This window comes from Streptococcus sp. IMAU 99161 (assembly GCF_014435245.1).
GTDB lineage: Bacteria > Bacillota > Bacilli > Lactobacillales > Streptococcaceae > Streptococcus > Streptococcus lactarius.
Genome location: NZ_JAAPAW010000003.1, coordinates 1 through 18,693 on the forward strand (window position 1 = coordinate 1; position 18,693 = coordinate 18,693).

Below are 18,693 nucleotides of genomic sequence, written 5' to 3' on the forward strand. Positions count from 1 at the left end.
TGAGATAGCCCATCGAAATCATCGATAAAAGGGCTCCTAAAATAACTCCTTTTTGTCTAAAAACAAATTCGATCTTATGATTTCCCTTTGTAATTGGGAAAGACAGGAAAGCGTCCCAGGCTTTTTCGGTTTGGACAAATTTTCCATCTACTTTCACCTTCCATCCGTCACTATAAGGGATAGAGGTCATCATATAGTTGCTATCATCTGTAATAGATACATCTCCAACAATATGGGTATTTGCAAACTTCGTCACATGCAAACCTTGTTTTTTACGATTATCCAGTACTTGCTGAATCTGATCGATATCCGCACGATAGACACCAGCATTACTCATATCGATATGGTCTGTTTTAAATCTAAATTCAATAACTGTTTCTTGATTTTCTGTTTGATCCGTCAACTGCCAAATTTGTCTTTGGGTAAAGATTTTATCATTTAGTAACCATTTATTATTTAGCAATACAGAATAGTCTTGATTTTGGATCAGAGATACAGGCGTGAAAAAGTAATAAGTATTATTGGTACGAGGAATGACCTTGTAACGAATAATAGCTTCTTTTGAAGGATCAATCCTATTATAGATTGCTTCTCCAGTCTCCTTATTGACCTTTTCTTCCTTGACATTTTCTGTCTCGATTGAACTAAAGGCTAGAGGTTTAAAGTACTCAACTACATCCTTGTTTTCCTGTTGGTGTCCCTCCATCGAGTTCAAGATAATGTTTTGATTCGCAAAGGCATTGTTGACACCAAAACGAATATTTCTAACTAGAGAATTGGTTCCATAGGCAAGAGGAAATGAATTTGGATTTTTATAAACGACATAGCGCTCATCTTCATAGACCTTGTCTGAGAAGTAGCGATTCAAATCAAAGCGCTCTGTAAAGCGGTAAGAGTACATCTTTTCAGGGTGTGCATCTACCTCTTTTTGATCCCAGTCTTTAGTACTCATAAAATATCGAATTCCATACAGGGCATCTGTCAACGGTGTGCCATTAGCATACTGGGTCGCCGCATTAACTCCTAGGTCTCCCATGTAAGCAAAATGATCCATTGTACTACGTTCCAAGCTCGAACTAAACGTACTTAATCCTGGATAAGAGACCAGCGAAGGAACCGTTCTAGAATAAGCAAAATTAGTTGCAATTCGGTAGAATGGTTGATCAGCATTTTCTTGAACACTATCTGTCACTCGCTTAACTGAAACAGTAGCATCTGCAAATTTACGTACATCATCATAAACAAATGTCACTTGAGATAGATACGCATTATAACCTAACTCAAAGATTGTCAATAACGAAACAACAATCACCGAGATGCGCGACCATTGAAGGTTTAGAATTGCTAAGATAGCCAAGTAAAGCATTACTGTAATTCCCACCTGCGACAACAAGTAACCCGTCTTTAAAAGGATCGCCGCTACTACTAGAAGAACACCAGTGCCTCCCATACGAATGGCTTTTGACAATTGGCTCTTCTGGGATTTTTCCCAATAAGCATAAAAGAGTAAGCTAATAATTGCTGCAAGTAAAAGAACACTTAAAATAGAAAATTTTGAGAAGAATTGGGTAATGGCTTTAGGCTGAGTCTTTGCAATAAAGCTATATTGGTGGAAATATAGATACACCACTGATAACAGTAGACCTAGGCCAATGAGACAATTGGTCCATTTTGAAATAAGCACCTTTGTCCTCACAGCCTGGTAGGCTAAGACCAACATAAAGAATGAAAATAGCCAAGAAAAACGGAAGAAGAAACCTGCTGGATTTTGACCCATATGCCAAATCTTGCTGACAAATTCATTCACAAAGGAAATAAGAAAGACTAAAGTCACAATCCCCGCAGCCCATTTTTTAGCTTTCGAGACCTCTTTTGATTGGAAATAGAAGATATAGCCGAGAAAACTCAAAGCGCCGATAAAGATATTGGGTAAATTTGGACCAGCAGACCAACCAGAAGTTGTATCAAAGCCTCCCACTACTAATTTCGCAAGAATATCTAGTGGATTAATTTGGAAGGCAAAGGAGAAGGTCATGCCTCCACCGACTTGTCCTTTACTTTCTATCAGATTAAAGAATACCGGTAGAATCAAAATAGCAGCTGTCGCAATCCCGATTATGGTATAAATGACTAGCTGTAAGAGAGGGAGACTAAAGTTTTTCAGCCTTGTCTTGAAATCTCCGTCACCCATTAATCTTGGAGATACATAATAGCAAGAATACAAGACAATAAAGATGGAGATCATATACCCCATATAAAATTGGAGCAAGACGGTTAAGCCTAAAGCCAAGGCGTACTGATAAGGGGATTGACCATCTAATAGTTTTTCCAGATACACAATGACAATTGGAAGTAGGATCATAGCATCATAGAAAATGACATTCATCTGATAGGAAACCATCATACCAGATAATGCATAAGCCGTTGAAAATAGTGGCACCATCCACCTTCTAGAGACCGATCCTTTGTAGCGCTTGATTAAAAGGAAGGCAAAGGACATTCCCATGGCTCCATAACGAAGCCAAATCGTTAAGAATACAGCCGCTCCAAAATACTTTAGTGGTGTTAAAATGTAGATCAGATTGAAGGGGCTCATCAAATAATAACCCAAAACCCCAATCATATCTCCACCAAGAGATTTGGTAAATGAATAACTTAAACTGGAGAGATCTCCAGTCAGTACAGCATTTTTTAGTAGCCCAAAGAAACTGATATACTGCTGACCAAAGTCAACAGCCATTAAACTTTTATTACCAAAGGGATACATTCCTATTGATGCCCACACAAGAAGCATAATAGTCATTGGAAGTAGAGCACTAGCTACATAGAGAATCTTCTTTGGATATTTTTTCAAAAGCTCTTGCCAGCGCATAAACCAGATTAACATGTTTTCTCCTATCTTTTTTATCCGATATGATTTTCTTTTGCTTTTTCAATATTTGTTTCTTCAATAATAAAGTGAGGGCGACGCTTCACTTCATAATAGATCTTACCAATATACTCTCCAAGAATCCCAATAAAAATTAACTGAACACCACTAAATAAGATAATGGCTGCTATCGTCGTAAAATAACCACTGACATAATTCCCAGCAGAAAGAATATATTTTACCAATTCAAACACCAGGTATAGAAGGGCCAGTCCTAAGGAGACAAAACCAAATTGAATACATACACGTAAAGGACGATCATTAAAAGAAATAATCCCTTGTATGGCATAGTTCAATGATTTTTTAAAACCAAATTTGCTTTTTCCAGCTTTACGGATTTCATTCTTATAAGGGATGACTTTTTCTTTGAATCCAATCCACTCATACAAACCTTTGTTAAAACGATTATACTCAGGCATGGATACAAATGCTTCCATTGCTTTTCGGCTAAGCAGTCGTAATTCTGATTTCCCATCTGTCAAATGGACATCCATGGAACGATTGGACAAGAAATAAAACAAACGAGCAAAGGAACTTCCAATGAAAGACTCACCCTCACGAGTACGTTGTCCACTAACGATATCGTAGCCCTCATTATAGGCTTCTAAGAATAAGGGAATCAGATACGGCGGATGTTGGAGATCCCCATCCATGACCATCACTGCATCTCCACTTGCATACTTAAAGCCCGCTAAGATCCCACTCTCTCGGCCAAAATTTCGGCTAAATCGAATATATTTTACCCGTTTGTTCTCTTGAGCAAATCCTTCAATCAGTTCAAATGTTTTATCATTACTCCCATCATCGATGTAAAGCAGTTCATAATCTGTGAGCTCATGATCTAACATCTTCTCCAGCTGATTTGAAATCTCACGATGTGTTTGAGGTAGTACTAACTCTTCATTCAATAGAGTTATTAATATGGATAATTTCATCCCTTCACTCCTATTTACCTTTTTCAAAAAAGAGAGAGCAAAAGCTCTCCCCTGATATAGAAACTCATTGCTTAGTTCATGGACAATTTCCGTTTCAATACAATAGCTCCTGACAATACAAGAACTCCCGAGACTACAAGTCCAGTTGCTGCAACTTCACCTGTATTCGGAAGAAGCGATCTGTATCCTCCTCCGCGGTTGCTGCCTTTTGTTCCTGGGATTCCAGATGTTGTTGTCGATTGTTTTCTACCTGGTTTACCTGGTACTTCCGGCGTTGTTTTCGGTGCTTCCGTTGTTGTAGTTGTGGTGGTTGGTGCTTCCGTCGACGTTGTTGTCGTCGTCGGTGCTTCCGTCGACGTTGTTGTCGTTGTCGGCGCTTTCGTCGTTGTAGTTGTCGTTGTTGGTGCTTCCGTCGACGTTGTTGTCGTTGTCGGCGCTTTCGTCGTTGTAGTTGTCGTTGTTGGTGCTTCCGTCGACGTTGTTGTCGTCGTCGGTGCTTTCGTTGTTGTAGTCGTGGTGGTTGGTGCTTCCGTCGACGTTGTTGTCGTTGTCGGCGCTTTCGTCGTTGTAGTTGTCGTTGTTGGTGCTTCCGTCGACGTTGTTGTCGTTGTCGGCGCTTTCGTCGTTGTAGTTGTCGTTGTTGGTGCTTCCGTCGACGTTGTTGTCGTTGTCGGTGCTTCCGTCGTTGTTGTGGTTGTTGTTGGAGCTTCCGTCGTTGTTGTGGTCGTCGTCGGTGCTTTGGTCGTTGTGGTGGTTGTGGTAGTTGTTACAGGTTTTTCCTTTTTGTTTACAATCGTTTTTGTAACAGGTTTATCCGCTGTTTTAAATTCACCAGCTTCCACAACAGTATCTTCCTTAGACAACTCATAACCCTTCGGAGCTGAGACTTCTTTGATAATGTATTTATCTCTCAAAAGCTTCTTAACAGAAAATTCACCTTTTTCGTTGGATTCGAATTCTCCCATCACTTCACCGCTCGCTTGACGAATCACTTGGAATTTTGCACCTTTAAGAGGCTTGTTACTTTCATCTACTTTTTTCACTGTAATACTGAATACATAACCTACACCTTCACCACCAGCAATTTGGATGAGTGTTTTACTCTTCGTATCGTAAGGTTTTATATTGTCACCTACGATAGTCGCTTTGTTTTTGATTACTTCACGATCGACAGTTGTATAGTTTACAGTTGCTTCGTATTCTACTGCAAATTGGTCGTTTTCAGAAATATTACCAAGGTTTATAGAGAACGTTGTATCAGTAGCATTTATTGCATAGTTAGCGGTAACATCTTGTTTATTTTTAAATATCCATTTACCACCACTGTATTCCCATGTACCCTTGTAGATCTTGAAGCTATCTTTTTTGTATGTCACACCGACTGATTGCATGGCATCAGAAAGAACTGCATTGTTGATTACTTCATGAGTTCTGTTTACAGAGATACGGAAACCAAGGTTTTTGTGGTCTCCATTATCCCAACCCGATTTGACGATAGTATAACTTTGGCCTTCACCAACAATTCCGCTGTGTACTTTACCGTTGAATTTTACCTTACCGTTAACAGAAAGCTTAACAGGAACTTCACCATTGTTAGGAAATTTGTCTTTGTTAACCAAAGCGTAGAAGAAGAATGAACCAGAAACGTCATTATTGTCTTCAACAAATTTTGTAAATGTCAAGACAATTTTTCCACTAGCTGCGTCAACTTTCCCATCAGCAATCTTTTTACCAGTGATTGTATCGTTGATTTCAAAATCCTGAGACTTGATATCGATTGGTCCATCGATAGTGACTTCAGTTGTATCCCCTGCTTTAACACCTTTTCCCTCCAAAGCAAATTTTGCATTCAGACGGAAAGTTTCGTAGCGACCAAGGCCCGTTACTAATTCTTCACCTTGAGCATTTTGAATCTTAACTTCCGTAATCACATCGACTTTTTTAGACGTTTCCGCCTGTACAGTTTTAGAAAAAAGCGTCAATGACACAATCAATAGCGAACAAACTATTGACAAAAAAACTGCTAACTTTTTCATATTTTCTCCCTTTTACTTATTATTTAAAAAAAATCAGCGTTTTCAATATAGCACAACATAGTAAAATTGTCAAGTTTCATGAACAGAAAGTCCTTTTTTGTACATTTAAGGATCACTATCCTAGTTCTTGGACAAACTTTAGCGATCAATGTCCTTTCTCTAAGACCAATACATCCTTGGTTGAGAGATGGCTTTCCTTGTACCCAGCCTCTTTATAGAGGTTTAAAGTTGCTGTTTCGGAGTAGCCATTTTTCTCCTCTTGCATTTCCCTTGGAACTACAACGATGTCAATTTTTGAATCCACTTTTTTATCATGATGATAAAAGATATCATATAGTGCTTCATTCTTTCGAAGGCCAGGAGTGTAACCACCTGCTGCCAAGACCACTTTTTCTTTGGGAATTTTATCCAACACTGATTGGACTCCGTCAAAATAATCCTTTCGATCTTGGTAATAATGAATTTCAAAAGTCCAATTATTCGTAAAACTATAAAGGATAGAACCTGATAAAATCACACAAGAAGCTACAAAGGCTACCAATACATTTTCTTTTATCACCTGTTGCTTACTAAGATCATCCACTGACAACAAGGCCATCAAAAATAGGAGTGTGATGGAACCATAGCTATATTGATAACCAATATCATGCTGATACGGCCACCCCATTAATAAATTAACCAAAAAGAGAGGCAAGATGAGAAAATAGGTCGCCCAACGTTTCTGAATAACTGGTAAGAACCCTAATGAAAACAGGACTATAAAGATATATCCCAATCTCTTTGGTGTGAATAACATGCCCATAACATAAAGTGGATTCAAGATAACATTCTTCACTACCATCATCAAGCCACTTTCACCACTGACTAATAAGTTGTCGTACCTTGATACCATCGCCCCTTCGCCATGCGTTGCTAAGTAAAGCAATCCACAACTAAAGTAAACAATCGGTAGGGCAATAGTAATTATATATAACCATCTTTTAAACTTAACGGAGAACGTAAAACGATTTTGAAAAGTGAAGTAAAGGCCTAACGCAATGACATAAACGAAGGCATCCTCTTTTACAAAGAGTAACAACTGTGCAAACAAAAGCGAGCGCCATCTCCATTGGGAAATGATTCCATAAAACACCCATAGAATTAATGGTGGCAAAAAACAATTTTCATGCAGGTGAAAGCCACCACTTGTTGTCATAACAGGTGTGACAAAAAAGAGTGCAATAAACAGAGGGGTCATTAATTTTGGCAATTGTATTTTTTTCAGAATGAGGAGCAATGGTATCACTCCTGAAAATACAATAACATTCTGTACAATATCTAATGTTTCCACATACGGGAATAACATATAAAAGGGTAAAATCAAATAGTAGATTGGTGAAATATGTACTGAAAAATGAGATAAGGCTCTATCTCTTTCAAGTGTTGTAATTTGTGAAAGGTCATGCCTCATTCTCTCAAACATTTGCGAAAAGATTCCGATATCAAACGAGGAGACCGCATTGGCTTTCACCTTATAATACACAACCACAGATAGGTATAGTACATAGAAAAAACCGCATAGTAATACAACAACTGTTAGTCTTCGAATCCAGATATCGCTTGCTTTCTCCAAAGGTAGTTTATAAAGAATGATACCTACCAAAATAGCTATAATGATCGAAATCAAAACAGACCAGATTAAGGTTGGCAACCTTGATTCAGAAAGAGTAAATGAAAAGATTCCTAATCCTTGGTCTTGAAAATTAACACTTGTTTGGAGCAGCAATTTAGGAAAAGATAAGAGTACTGGAGCGAGGAATATATAGGACAACTTCTCTTTTTCCAGATAAAAAAATAGGAATAAAATCAAAGAAAGCAAGATTAAGCCTAGTGACATGAACAGGCTTGGACCTTTCAGAATCGAAAAAAATAAAATAAATGCTACCAGAAAAATATTAACACTTCGTATGGTTACATACTTTTTACTTTCCGTCAATAGCCAAAAAAGAGGAAAACTTAGCATCATTCCTACTATAATACTGGTACCACTGGTCTTCCCTAATTCTAAAAATAAAGTATTTGTTGGAAATCGTACTAAATTTACGATCACCCCAAAAAGATAAGAAGAAAACAGTAGCCATACATAATGGCTGTTTACTGTCCGAATCAATTTCATTCTATTTGATACCTCCCAATTCTATTTCCTATTCTAGCATAAATAATTCACTATTTCTAGATAGTACTAATCAGTATACAAAAAGAGATCGGCTCAAGACCAACCTCTAACTTCATTATAACTCCTGCAACAAATAGCGAAATAGTTCTAAATTCCCTTTTTCTTCATTGACCAAGTATTCTGGATGCCACTGCAAACCCATAATGCGATGACCGTCGACTGCTTCGATGGCTTCGATGGTATGATCACGTGGATCAAAAGCTGTCGCGCGGAAATTCGGTGCTAGATCCTTGATACTTTGGCGATGCACGGAATTGATCCGTGTCGCTTGGCCAAAGAGTTGCTCGACGACACTGCCTTTTTGAGTCTCAATTGAATGAGAAGTCCCAAACGGAAGTCCTTGCCAGTGCCCTTCAATGGCTTGGTTTAGCGTTCCTCCAAAGGCAACATTGATCAACTGTACCCCGCGGCAAATGCCTAGGACTGGTTTGTTTTGGCGAACCGCTTCCTTCAGTAGGGCAAGTTCGAATTGATCCCGCTCGATATTGTAATCATCGCTCTCAATCATTTTTTCCTCGCCATAGAGACTTGGATCGACATTTTGACCACCACTCAGGATCAATTTATCAATGGTTTCCACATAGTCCTTGACCAAGGAAGGATCTCCCATTGGAATCACCATTGGTAGGCCTCCAGCTTGGCGAATGCCTTCGGCAAACTGACTAGATACAGAGGAATGAAGGTTTTTTCCTTCCGGATCAACCGGGCAGAGATTAGCGGATACTCCTACGATTGTTCTGCACATATTCATTCCTCCTTTACGTTTTCTTGTATTTATCTTACCACCTATTAGTGATAGTGTCTAATATGTATTTTTTAAAAGTGTGATAGATTTTATTTATCACCTTTCATTTTCTTCTAAAACAATGTTCAATCATACAAGTTTTTTCACCTATATTATGATAAAATAGAGAAGAGAATAGAATCGTCCTTCAAGGCGTGCTTGAAGGCATGATTGGAGGAGGCTTGGCTGCTTGCCAGCCTGGCTTGAAAATACATATAGAAATGGAAGATACAATGGAAAAACAAACCGTTGCAGTGTTGGGTCCTGGTTCATGGGGAACAGCCCTTTCACAAGTCCTCAATGATAACGGCCATGAAGTCCGTCTCTGGGGAAATATCCAAGAACAAATCGACGAAATCAATACCCAACATACCAATAAACGTTATTTTAAAGAGGCTGTCATTAGCGATCAAATCACAGCTACGACAGATCTCAAAGCAGCCTTGGACGGTGTAGATGCCATCCTCTTTGTGGTCCCAACCAAGGTCACGCGCTTGGTCGCAAAGCAAGTCGCTGAAACACTGGATCATCCTGTAACAGTCATGCACGCTTCCAAGGGACTAGAACCTGGTACACACGATAGGATTTCTCAAATCCTTGAAGAAGAGATTCCTGCTTCTCTTCGCAGTGAGGTCGTGGTCGTTTCTGGACCGAGTCACGCGGAGGAAACTATCGTACGGGACATCACCCTCATTACAGCTGCCTCAAAAGATCTAGAAGCTGCCCGCTACGTTCAAGAACTCTTTAGCAACCACTACTTCCGCCTCTACACCAATACCGATGTCATCGGTGTAGAAACAGCTGGTGCCTTAAAAAATATCATCGCGGTCGGAGCTGGAGCATTGCACGGTCTTGGTTACGGGGACAATGCCAAAGCAGCTATCATCACGCGCGGTCTCGCTGAAATCACGCGTCTCGGTGTGAAGCTTGGGGCTAGCCCCTTGACCTATAGCGGTTTGTCTGGGGTTGGTGACTTGATCGTTACCGGTACTTCTGTTCATTCCCGCAACTGGCGAGCTGGGGATGCGCTCGGACGTGGTGAAAAGCTCGAAGACATCGAAGCCAACATGGGCATGATCATCGAAGGGATTTCAACAACCAAAGTTGCCCATGAACTGGCCCAAGAATTGGATGTTTATATGCCAATCACACAAGCTATTTACCAAGTGATCTACGAAGGAAAAGGCATCCGTGAAGCCATCCACCACATGATGAGCAATGAATTTAAAGAAGAAAACGAATGGAAATAAAGCAGCCATTCTTCCATCAAACCGACCTTTCAGAAAGGAAATGATATGACGAAAGTTAGAAAAGCAGTCATCCCTGCTGCTGGATTGGGAACCCGATTCCTTCCAGCTACCAAAGCCTTGGCAAAGGAAATGTTGCCAATCGTAGACAAACCAACCATCCAATTTATCGTGGAAGAAGCCTTAAAATCTGGAATTGAGGAAATCCTCGTCGTAACTGGTAAAGCCAAACGCTCCATCGAAGACCATTTCGATTCAAACTTTGAATTGGAATACAACTTGGAACAAAAAGGTAAGACTGATCTCCTCAAGTTAGTCAATGATACAACGGCTATCAACCTCCACTTCATCCGTCAAAGTCACCCTCGTGGCTTGGGAGATGCTGTTCTTCAAGCCAAGGCCTTTGTTGGGAATGAACCATTTGTTGTCATGCTTGGGGATGATCTCATGGATATCACGGACGATCATGCACTGCCATTGACCAAACAATTGATCAATGACTATGATGAGACACATGCTTCTACGATTGCCGTGATGGAAGTGCCTCATGAAGAGGTTTCCTCTTATGGGGTCATTGCTCCTCAAGGCGAAGGAATCAATGGCCTTTATAGCGTTGAGACTTTTGTCGAAAAACCAGATCCAGAAGATGCACCGAGCGATCTCGCTATCATCGGACGCTACCTCTTGACACCTGAGATTTTTGATATCCTTGAAAATCAAAAACCAGGTGCTGGGAATGAGGTCCAATTAACCGATGCCATCGATACCCTCAACAAAACCCAACGTGTTTTCGCTCGTGAATTTGATGGCAAACGCTACGATGTGGGCGATAAGTTTGGTTTCATGAAAACATCGATCGACTATGCCTTGAAACATCCTCAAGTCAAAGACGATCTCAAACAGTACATTATCGATCTTGGAAAGAAATTAGAAGCATCTGAAAAAACTGCAGACTAAAAGGAGTGGGATTTGATTCCCACTCCTTTTAGAATGTAGACGAACTATTTTAAAGTAAATTAAGTTAGGCTATTATGCAAAAGATATAAATTTGCTACAATTCTTAGAATGATTCAAGAAAATGACGAAACTTTCCGCCGTGAGAAAAGTACTTGAAACAACGATGTTTCAAGTACTCGGAATTATTGAGAGTAAAACAGTTTGGGAAACTGTTTTAGCCTGAGCCAAGAAACAAAAGAGCGAAGAGGCTCAATAAGAATTGAACACGGGCTGCGGATCATGTCAAAAAGATAAGTTCTCCTAGAATCTAAAGATTCTTCGTCAAACTTCCTATTTTGACTTTATCCGCAGACGCCCTTTGTATCTTAATTTAGTCATGGAACTTCCTGGATTGCTGAAATCATCCACTGGATAATTTCACCTAACGTCCGTACTCACCTAAGGAAAGTTTTTAATATGACTTTGTCCCAGACTCTTAATTGTTTTTGGATTGTCGAGCAAGACGCAGTGGTTGAGTGGGCTCTACTAGGCTGATTTCATCAGCTTTTACAGCCCTACTCAACTGTGCGGAGGTGGGACAACGAAATCGAGTTCTAACGAATGACCAATTTCTGTCCCACTCTCTCTTTTCTCTCTATTCCTTCTAAAAAAGATTCAATAAGTTCCCTACGAAATAAAATAGGAGTCCCAAATAAACAAGGGCTGAGCTGAGCTGATAGCTCCGCTTCATGAAGCGGGCTTCTCCCCTTACTGGAAAGACATAGGCCAGCAATACTCCAGCTACTAAGCCACCGATGTGCCCCGCCATACTGATCCCTGGCATAAAGCTAAAGATCAAATTGACCAGAATCAAGCTGGTATAGGACTGACTCAAGTGACGGATATAGGGACTTTGGACAATAAAGCGGAGCGCACCAATGGTTCCAAAAACACCAAAGAGAGCTGTAGAAGCCCCTGCTGCGACAGCATCTGGTGTAAAAATCGCAACAAAAACATTGCCCATTATACCTGATAAGAGATAGATCGCCAAGAAAGCTTTCGATCCGAAGAGATCCTCTGCCAGACGGCCCAAGTAATAAAGAGTGATCATATTGAGCACAAAATGCTCCAAGCCGATATGTACAAAAACGGCCGTCAGCAAACGCCATAACTGGCTTGAATCTGCTTTTATAATGTCACCAACCACTCCGCCACTATAAAACACCGCAGCACCCGTCTGGTAGTCTCCTCCAAATCGGATAAACATAGAAAGAAAAACGGCTGTGGTGACCAGTAGCAGGATGCTGGTTACAGGATACCGACGATCATAGATGTGTTTCATAGACTAGTACCTCCTGAACGGCTATATCAAAAGCATCGGGCTGGAATTCCCCCTCTTGGATGGAATAAATGGTGCTGACCGTTTTCCCGCTATAATCGGCTAAATAACGATCATAATAACCAGCGCCGTAACCAATCCGGTAGCCTTCTGATTGAAAGACCACTCCCGGTACATGGATCAGATCAATCTCTGATTTATCCACAACCTTGCCCTGTTCATTGGGCTCCAGCAAACCAAAACGTGTTTTTTCTAAAATTTCTGGATCGTATTCCACAAATTCCATCCGACCTTGTGGATAGGTCCGAGGCACACAGACACGTTTCCCATCTTGAAGAGCTGCTTGGATCAAGCTAGCTGTGGAAAATTCATGACCCATGGACAGATAGGTGGCCAGGGTCTGGGCCTCCTGAAAGGCAGAAAGCTGGGTGAAACGCTGGGTTAATTGGCTATCGGCCTCCGCTTTCACTGATTGAGGCAACTCTTTCATGGCTGCGATGGTCTTATTTCGTAGTATTTTCTTCATGCTGACTCCTTTTGTCTAGCTTTCATTGTACCATTTTTTTAGGACATCCGAAATCATTCCACACAGGAACATAAAAAATCCAACTCTAGGCGGAGTTGGATGAAGTGATTATTGGTTGGCTTTCATTTTCAAAAACTTACCGATATGTTCGACAGCAAACGGTAGAGCTGCTTCATTTGGGCTCATCTTTGGATGGTGCAGGGCATAGGGCGTATCAATTCCCAACCAGAACATGACGCCAGGAACCTTGCTCAAGAGGAAGCCAAAGTCTTCTCCTGTCATCGCTGGCAAAATATCAATCAGGTGAACGTCTTCCTCAGCTGTGAAAAAGTCCATGAGTTCTTTGGCCAATTCTGGTTGGTTTTCCACAGGCAGGTAACCACCTTGCTTGAGTTCCAGATCTAATGTTACATCAAAGGCAGCTGCCACCCCTTCTGCGATGGCTTTGACTCGTTTTTGAGTCAGGAGGTTCATCTCCATGGTCAAGGTCCGAATGGTCCCATGAAGGAAGGCCGTCTCAGCAATCACATTATTGGTTGTTCCTGCATGCATGGAACCAAAGGTCACCACCGCCCCTTCAATCGGATCGACATTTCGACTGACAACCGATTGGACTTGGGTAATGAAGTAAGAGGCTGCTACAAGAGCGTCATTGGCCTCATGTGGAAAGGCCGCATGACCTCCCTTACCTGTAAAGGTGATCTTGACTTCACAGGTCCCTGCAAAAAGGGTACCGGTGTTGGTCGCAATGTCTCCCACCTTCAAATCAGGGCGTACATGCAGACCATAAAATTCATCAGGGAGCCAGTCGCCAAAAGCATGGTCCTTATACATGAGCATTCCACCAGCCTCATTTTCTTCAGCTGGTTGGAAGAGAAAGAGTAGGTTATTTTTTGGTTGCACTTGAACTAGTCGATCCAAAAGCCCAAGGGCTGTCGTCATGTGCATATCATGACCACAAGCATGCATCCGTCCTTCGTGCTTAGATGCAAAATCAAGACCAGTTTGTTCCACGATGGGTAGGCCATCGATATCCGTCCGCCAGCCAATGGTTTTTTCAGGTGCAGACCCATGGAGATACACCAGGATCCCCGTCCGCCAAGTCCGTTGCTCTACAAAGTCTTTGCCTTCTGTGATCTCTGCGATTCGCTCTAAGAGGTAGGCTTGGGTTTCAAATTCTTCCAAGCCAATTTCAGGGATTTGGTGCAAATCCCGTCTGATTTTGATTAAGTCCAATGTCATTTTTATTTTCCTTTTTTGTCTTATTTAATAGAGAATCTAGAAATAGAGGCCTTACGGCCTCTACTATCAATATGTTACAAATTACGCAAGGCGTCTTCGAGCGCTGTTTTTTGTTGTGTTTTTTCGTCGATTTCCTTGATGATGCGAGCTGGGACACCAGCTACAACAACATTTTCAGGAACGTCTTGGGTGACGATCGCTCCAGCAGCAACGACTGATCCGTTTCCAACTTGAACTCCTTCGATCACAACAGCATTGGCACCGACCAAGACATTGTCCCCAATCCGAACAGGCTCAGCAGAAGCTGGCTCAATGACACCTGCAAGGACCGCACCTGCACCGATGTGGCTGTTTTTCCCAACAGTAGCACGTCCACCAAGGATCGCGCCCATATCAATCATAGTCCCAGCACCAATTTCCGCACCGATGTTGATCACAGCGCCCATCATGACAACCGCATTGTCTTCGATAGTTACTTGGTCACGGATAATAGCACCTGGTTCGATCCGTGCATTCAGGTGACGTTTATCAAGCAATGGAATAGCTGAATTACGGCCATCCTGTTCAACCACATAATCCTTGTTCTCTGTCAAGTTGGCAAGAAGGGGCTCGATCTCTTTCCAGTCACCAAACAAAACATTGCCAAGTTTTGTCACAGATTCTGGAACAGCGGTTGCCAATTCCCCTTCAAAGGTAACTTTCACATTGGTTTTCTTTTCGGCATTTCCGATAAAAGCGATAATTTCTTGAGCAGACATCTTTTGTGCAGTCATGAGTTTCTCCATTCATTTCAAATAAGCGTATTCATATTATACCATAATCTTAGGGAGATGAACACCTAAGGCGTTGTGGAAGCTGATGTCGCCGGATCTTCTAGACCCTTGATTTCACTAATGGTACGATTGCTTCCAAATTGAATAATGACAGAGCGCGAATCAGAAAGCTTATAGTAAAAGATTAAGAAGGATTCTGAACTCATCATACTCGACCAAGAAACACTGCTAGGAATTCCTACTGTATTCACAAGATCTGAATAGCTGGTCCCTATTTTAATATTGGCGAAATCCTCTTTGTTCAAACTGCCGTTTTTATTGGCCAATCGCTCACTATTTAAGTTTTCAAAATCAAGAGAAGATAAACGGTCAACACCAATTTTTGAAAGTAAAACGGTTACGGAAGAAGGGGACCCTTCAGATCCATAATCCAAACTTGTCATGAAAGGACCAACACTGCCTTCTTGGTAAGTTTCTTCACCCCTACTAGCCTTGCCCAGTACCTCTACGACACCCTGCGGAGAAAGAGAAGTTGAATAAGAACGGTCTTGCCCTCCTTCACTTAAACCTGGAATCAGAGAAATCGCCTTCTCATAGGTTACTTGAAATTGAAATTCCCCTTCCGGTGCAATCAAGGTACTATTCCCACTCTGGAGGGTGACCTTCCTGATGCCACGAGAGAAAGAAGTGCTTTTGGGCGCGCTACTAGTAGAAGAAGGAGGATCGGTATCGATAGCCCCTACAATTAGCAAGACAGCAAAGCCTAGTAGGCCTATAGAAGCAAGGAAGGTTAGGAAAAAAGAACCCGCCGGCTTAGAGGACGAAGAGACGCTCGCTGTAGCAGGCGAAATATCTCCGAGCTTCGTTCGTACTTCTTGGGTTCTCCCACCACCTAATGAAGCGAGATCTTCTTCCGAAATCAAGCGTGTGCCACTATGGTGAGACGAAGCTGCCTTTATGTCCGTCCGATGATTATCCAATTTTTCTCCCTTCTTAGACCATGATTAACTTAGAGCCTTTGACCTTAAACTCCATGACAACTTCTGGCTGACCTTGTTCTTGATAACTCGCTCGGAACCCTTGTCCCCCTTCAAGCAATTCATCCCAGACCAGGCGTTGCGGATTGCCTAAACGATTGAGAATTTGATCCACTCCCTGAACTTCCTTGTCTTTTCCAGCTTATTTTTTGCCACTTGCTTCTTGATCTTGGTGGCCCAACAGATTGGTAGCATCCACCATGGTCAAGCGATAGCCCTTGTTTTCAACCTGTTCAAACCACAGGCTTACACTCTTTTTCCCCTGATCTGTCTGTTTAGCAGCATAGGTCAAGACGATTTGGGTCTTGGCATCTCCAGCAGTTTTCGTAAAGGAAAACTTTTGAGGTTTTCCCCATTTCGAAATGACGGTCTCCAAGCGTGTCCCTGCTTGCCTGTCTTGCTTGAGGTGAAGCTGTAATTTAGAGACCGCTTCAAGGGTCCATTTAAACTGCTTACTCTCTTGTTCGCCAGCAATCAAGTTCTGATACTTTTTGGGTTGGAAAGTCTGGAGGGTTCGGTCTTCCTTGATATTGGTCCCTTCCTCTTGGATTTGAATACTTGAAATGCCAAGTAGCACTCCCAATAGACAACACAGCCCTGGTAATAAGAGTTTTCTTCGATTTTGTTTGATCCATTCAAGCATCCTTGTCACCCCTTCTTACTCAAGCGATACTGGCCACTAGCGTCCCGTTCAAAGGTTAGAGAAACCAAGCCATCCTTTGCCTGATAAGAGATCGCGGCAATTTGCTTGTCCTTTGTCCGCATCAGACTAAAGGAGTTGGGAAGACCTGCTTGTTTGCATACTTCTTCAATGCTACTTCCTTTTTCCTTCTGCCCATCCATGGTCTTGTAATGGGTAAAATCTTCTTTTTTCAAATTTTTTCTCGTCTTGTAACGAGATGACCTAGGAGCAAAACCTTGGATCGCACTCAAATAAAAGTCTTTGTCCTTCTCTTGAAACTCTAGTTTGTAGGGATAAATGCCTTTTACCGCTTTTCCATAACCCAGTTGCACCTTTGTTTCAAAATTGGTTTTCTCTTGTGTATAGCTTTCTGATTTCCCAAATTTCTTGACAAAGGCAGGCAAACTCAGCCAATTTTTTTGAACTTTGCCATGAATATCTGCTAGATCGACACGGAGTAAATCTTCCATAGCAGGCTCCTTGGTAGGCAACCCAACAAAAGGCTCACTCTCTTTTTGTATCTGAGGGAAAGACAGCATATGCTCCTTTGATAAGGTCCCAACAGGGTGGATCACAAACACCATCACAAGGCCAACTACAAAGGCCAATACAGCCATACAGCCGTCCAGGATCCACTCTTTATGCTCTCTGATCCATTGTTTTATTTCTCCCATGATCCACAATCTTTCTATAAATATTACTTCTATTGTATAGGAAAAAAGCCTATTTGTCTTGACAATTCTGAAAGAGGCTGGGACCAAAGTACCCAACCTTCAACGAATCATCGCATTCATGTAGGACGCTACTTTTTCTTTAGTAGCTAACTTTACGACTTAAGAGAAAATCACCATCAGATTGGCGGATAAAGGTCAGATCTACATAGTCCCCGTTTTTCTTCTGGAGATTCATGGTGAGTTCTACAGTGTCTGAATAATCAGATGACTTAATACTCATCTCCATATTGTCAGCATTGTCCTTCAAAAGTTCTTTATAGGAACTACCGCCCTTACCTGTCGTGGAATCGCCTTCTTTTAGATCATCTATCAGCTTGTCTTCAATGCCCTCTTTCAAACCATAACCACCAAAGTCAATCTTAATGAGTTCGAAACGATCCCCTTTTTTAGAATAGGTGGCTTGAACTGCAGTTTTGTCATCATAGATATCCCCCCAACGCAATTCCAGCTCTCCATTCTCAAATTTGATATAGTCCGCCTTTCCAAAGGTCTTCACTGTATCTTCCGGCGTCTCACCTTGATCTGAGTCTGTCAAAAATTGTAGATTTCCTAGATCCTCTGGCTCCCATTCAAACTTGGCTTTTGAGTTATCTCCGGTGACCAATTGACTCAAATCCACTCCATCTGATGGATCCTCTTCTCTATCAAATGAAGCCTCCTGATGACTGCTTGGTTGCGTACTACTTGGCTTGGCATGGCCGATCAAATACCCGCTGACACCACCAATCAAGAGGCCTACAAAAATCCCTAGGGCTACTTGAATCGCTTTTTTATCAGCTGGATTCATTCCCTGTTTCACAGGGAAAACGGGTGCTTGTGGCACTTGCATTGTAGGGCCCTGGGTTGGGGGAACCGTTGAAGGAACTACTGGGGAGGTGCTCAGCTGAGGAGAAGGAGTGACACCTGGATTAGCTTCAAGAGCCGGCTCGCCTTCTAAGCTAGCTGGAGTCACTGGTTCTCTTGTTACTTCTACCACCGTGTCAGTCTCCAAGTTAGGAGTTTCTACTAGATTTTCTGTTTCATCTTTCGGAACAAAGTCTGGTGCCGTTACATCAAACTGAGGAGCACCTTCAAAAGGTTGCTCTTTTACAAAAGAATCCTGATCTTTCTCTGACATATTGCATTCTCCTTTTCTGATCTTCTTTATCTCTCTCGGCTCTCATTCTAAGCAAAAATCATTTGATAGATAAAGTATAAAATCGTTCTTCTACTATATCATAAATTGTTGAAAAGCGCCAATTCATCACTATATAGAGGCATCGAGCACAAAAAAACGAC

General features: G+C 41.7%; 16 protein-coding genes. 2 read left to right on the top strand and 14 right to left on the bottom strand.

What is annotated here, in order from left to right; all coding sequences use genetic code 11:
* The 5 genes from pgfM1 to HA044_RS00620 all read right to left on the bottom strand — a co-directional run.
* Positions 1-2,887, bottom strand: a 2,887-nt coding sequence (gene pgfM1, locus HA044_RS00600; protein WP_187538290.1) for a glycosyltransferase PgfM1, incomplete at its 3' end; no start/stop codon positions are given.
* A 17-nt stretch (positions 2,888-2,904) separates the two neighbouring features.
* Positions 2,905-3,864 (bottom strand): glycosyltransferase PgfS, encoded by a 960-nt coding sequence (gene pgfS / locus HA044_RS00605; protein ID WP_187538292.1) that lies wholly within the window; start codon positions 3,862-3,864, stop codon positions 2,905-2,907.
* 71 nt (positions 3,865-3,935) lie between these two features.
* Positions 3,936-5,900, bottom strand: coding sequence for an Ig-like domain-containing protein (locus HA044_RS00610; RefSeq protein WP_187538294.1), 1,965 nt, complete (start codon positions 5,898-5,900; stop codon positions 3,936-3,938).
* 145 nt (positions 5,901-6,045) lie between these two features.
* A complete protein-coding gene (locus HA044_RS00615; RefSeq protein WP_187538296.1) occupies positions 6,046-8,055 on the bottom strand; it encodes a DUF2079 domain-containing protein in 2,010 nt (669 codons plus the stop codon).
* Between the two features lie 115 nt (positions 8,056-8,170).
* Complete coding sequence (locus HA044_RS00620) at positions 8,171-8,860, bottom strand: gamma-glutamyl-gamma-aminobutyrate hydrolase family protein (RefSeq protein WP_187538298.1); 690 nt, start codon at positions 8,858-8,860, stop codon at positions 8,171-8,173.
* Positions 8,861-9,132: 272 nt separating this feature from the next.
* On the opposite strand from HA044_RS00620, the gene HA044_RS00625 reads away from it, so the two are divergent.
* Both HA044_RS00625 and galU read left to right on the top strand, forming a co-directional pair.
* Positions 9,133-10,149, top strand: a complete 1,017-nt coding sequence (locus HA044_RS00625; RefSeq protein WP_187538300.1) for an NAD(P)H-dependent glycerol-3-phosphate dehydrogenase — start codon at positions 9,133-9,135, stop codon at positions 10,147-10,149.
* Between the two features lie 45 nt (positions 10,150-10,194).
* Positions 10,195-11,103: a UTP--glucose-1-phosphate uridylyltransferase GalU gene (galU, locus tag HA044_RS00630; RefSeq protein WP_187538302.1), complete on the top strand. Its 909-nt coding sequence runs from the start codon at positions 10,195-10,197 to the stop codon at positions 11,101-11,103.
* Positions 11,104-11,746: 643 nt separating this feature from the next.
* Here galU and HA044_RS00635 read toward each other — a convergent pair.
* The 9 genes from HA044_RS00635 to HA044_RS00670 all read right to left on the bottom strand — a co-directional run bounded on the left by HA044_RS00635 (position 11,747) and on the right by HA044_RS00670 (position 18,532).
* Entirely contained in the window at positions 11,747-12,424 is a 678-nt protein-coding gene (locus HA044_RS00635; RefSeq protein WP_187538304.1) for a rhomboid family intramembrane serine protease, read from the bottom strand.
* On the bottom strand, positions 12,408-12,947 hold the full coding sequence (locus HA044_RS00640) for a 5-formyltetrahydrofolate cyclo-ligase (RefSeq protein WP_187538306.1): 540 nt from the start codon (positions 12,945-12,947) through the stop codon (positions 12,408-12,410). The genes HA044_RS00635 and HA044_RS00640 overlap by 17 nt, the downstream gene beginning before the upstream one ends.
* A gap of 108 nt (positions 12,948-13,055) precedes the next feature.
* On the bottom strand, positions 13,056-14,189 hold the full coding sequence (locus tag HA044_RS00645) for an N-acetyldiaminopimelate deacetylase (protein WP_187538308.1): 1,134 nt from the start codon (positions 14,187-14,189) through the stop codon (positions 13,056-13,058).
* Between the two features lie 74 nt (positions 14,190-14,263).
* On the bottom strand, positions 14,264-14,962 hold the full coding sequence (gene dapD, locus HA044_RS00650; RefSeq protein ID WP_187538310.1) for a 2,3,4,5-tetrahydropyridine-2,6-dicarboxylate N-acetyltransferase: 699 nt from the start codon (positions 14,960-14,962) through the stop codon (positions 14,264-14,266).
* Positions 14,963-15,027: 65 nt separating this feature from the next.
* Positions 15,028-15,942 (bottom strand): hypothetical protein, encoded by a 915-nt coding sequence (locus tag HA044_RS00655; protein ID WP_187538312.1) that lies wholly within the window; start codon positions 15,940-15,942, stop codon positions 15,028-15,030.
* 13 nt (positions 15,943-15,955) lie between these two features.
* Entirely contained in the window at positions 15,956-16,114 is a 159-nt protein-coding gene (locus HA044_RS09930; RefSeq protein ID WP_262407433.1) for a hypothetical protein, read from the bottom strand.
* A gap of 27 nt (positions 16,115-16,141) precedes the next feature.
* Positions 16,142-16,642, bottom strand: coding sequence for a hypothetical protein (locus HA044_RS00660; protein WP_262407434.1), 501 nt, complete (start codon positions 16,640-16,642; stop codon positions 16,142-16,144).
* A 5-nt stretch (positions 16,643-16,647) separates the two neighbouring features.
* On the bottom strand, positions 16,648-17,355 hold the full coding sequence (locus HA044_RS00665) for a hypothetical protein (protein ID WP_187538315.1): 708 nt from the start codon (positions 17,353-17,355) through the stop codon (positions 16,648-16,650).
* A 139-nt stretch (positions 17,356-17,494) separates the two neighbouring features.
* Positions 17,495-18,532, bottom strand: a complete 1,038-nt coding sequence (locus HA044_RS00670; RefSeq protein WP_187538317.1) for a hypothetical protein — start codon at positions 18,530-18,532, stop codon at positions 17,495-17,497.
* Positions 18,533-18,693 lie beyond the last annotated feature (161 nt).

Bases quoted from the DNA above. Each gene is read 5' to 3' on its own strand.
- pgfS (WP_187538292.1), bottom strand. From the start codon at position 3,864: ATGAAATTATCCATATTAATAACTCTATTGAATGAAGAGTTAGTACTA.
- HA044_RS00610 (WP_187538294.1), bottom strand. From the start codon at position 5,900: ATGAAAAAGTTAGCAGTTTTTTTGTCAATAGTTTGTTCGCTATTGATT.
- HA044_RS00615 (WP_187538296.1), bottom strand. From the start codon at position 8,055: ATGAAATTGATTCGGACAGTAAACAGCCATTATGTATGGCTACTGTTT.
- HA044_RS00620 (WP_187538298.1), bottom strand. From the start codon at position 8,860: ATGTGCAGAACAATCGTAGGAGTATCCGCTAATCTCTGCCCGGTTGAT.
- HA044_RS00625 (WP_187538300.1), top strand. From the start codon at position 9,133: ATGGAAAAACAAACCGTTGCAGTGTTGGGTCCTGGTTCATGGGGAACA.
- galU (WP_187538302.1), top strand. From the start codon at position 10,195: ATGACGAAAGTTAGAAAAGCAGTCATCCCTGCTGCTGGATTGGGAACC.
- HA044_RS00635 (WP_187538304.1), bottom strand. From the start codon at position 12,424: ATGAAACACATCTATGATCGTCGGTATCCTGTAACCAGCATCCTGCTA.
- HA044_RS00640 (WP_187538306.1), bottom strand. From the start codon at position 12,947: ATGAAGAAAATACTACGAAATAAGACCATCGCAGCCATGAAAGAGTTG.
- HA044_RS00645 (WP_187538308.1), bottom strand. From the start codon at position 14,189: ATGACATTGGACTTAATCAAAATCAGACGGGATTTGCACCAAATCCCT.
- dapD (WP_187538310.1), bottom strand. From the start codon at position 14,962: ATGACTGCACAAAAGATGTCTGCTCAAGAAATTATCGCTTTTATCGGA.
- HA044_RS00660 (WP_262407434.1), bottom strand. From the start codon at position 16,642: ATGCTTGAATGGATCAAACAAAATCGAAGAAAACTCTTATTACCAGGG.
- HA044_RS00665 (WP_187538315.1), bottom strand. From the start codon at position 17,355: ATGGGAGAAATAAAACAATGGATCAGAGAGCATAAAGAGTGGATCCTG.
- HA044_RS00670 (WP_187538317.1), bottom strand. From the start codon at position 18,532: ATGTCAGAGAAAGATCAGGATTCTTTTGTAAAAGAGCAACCTTTTGAA.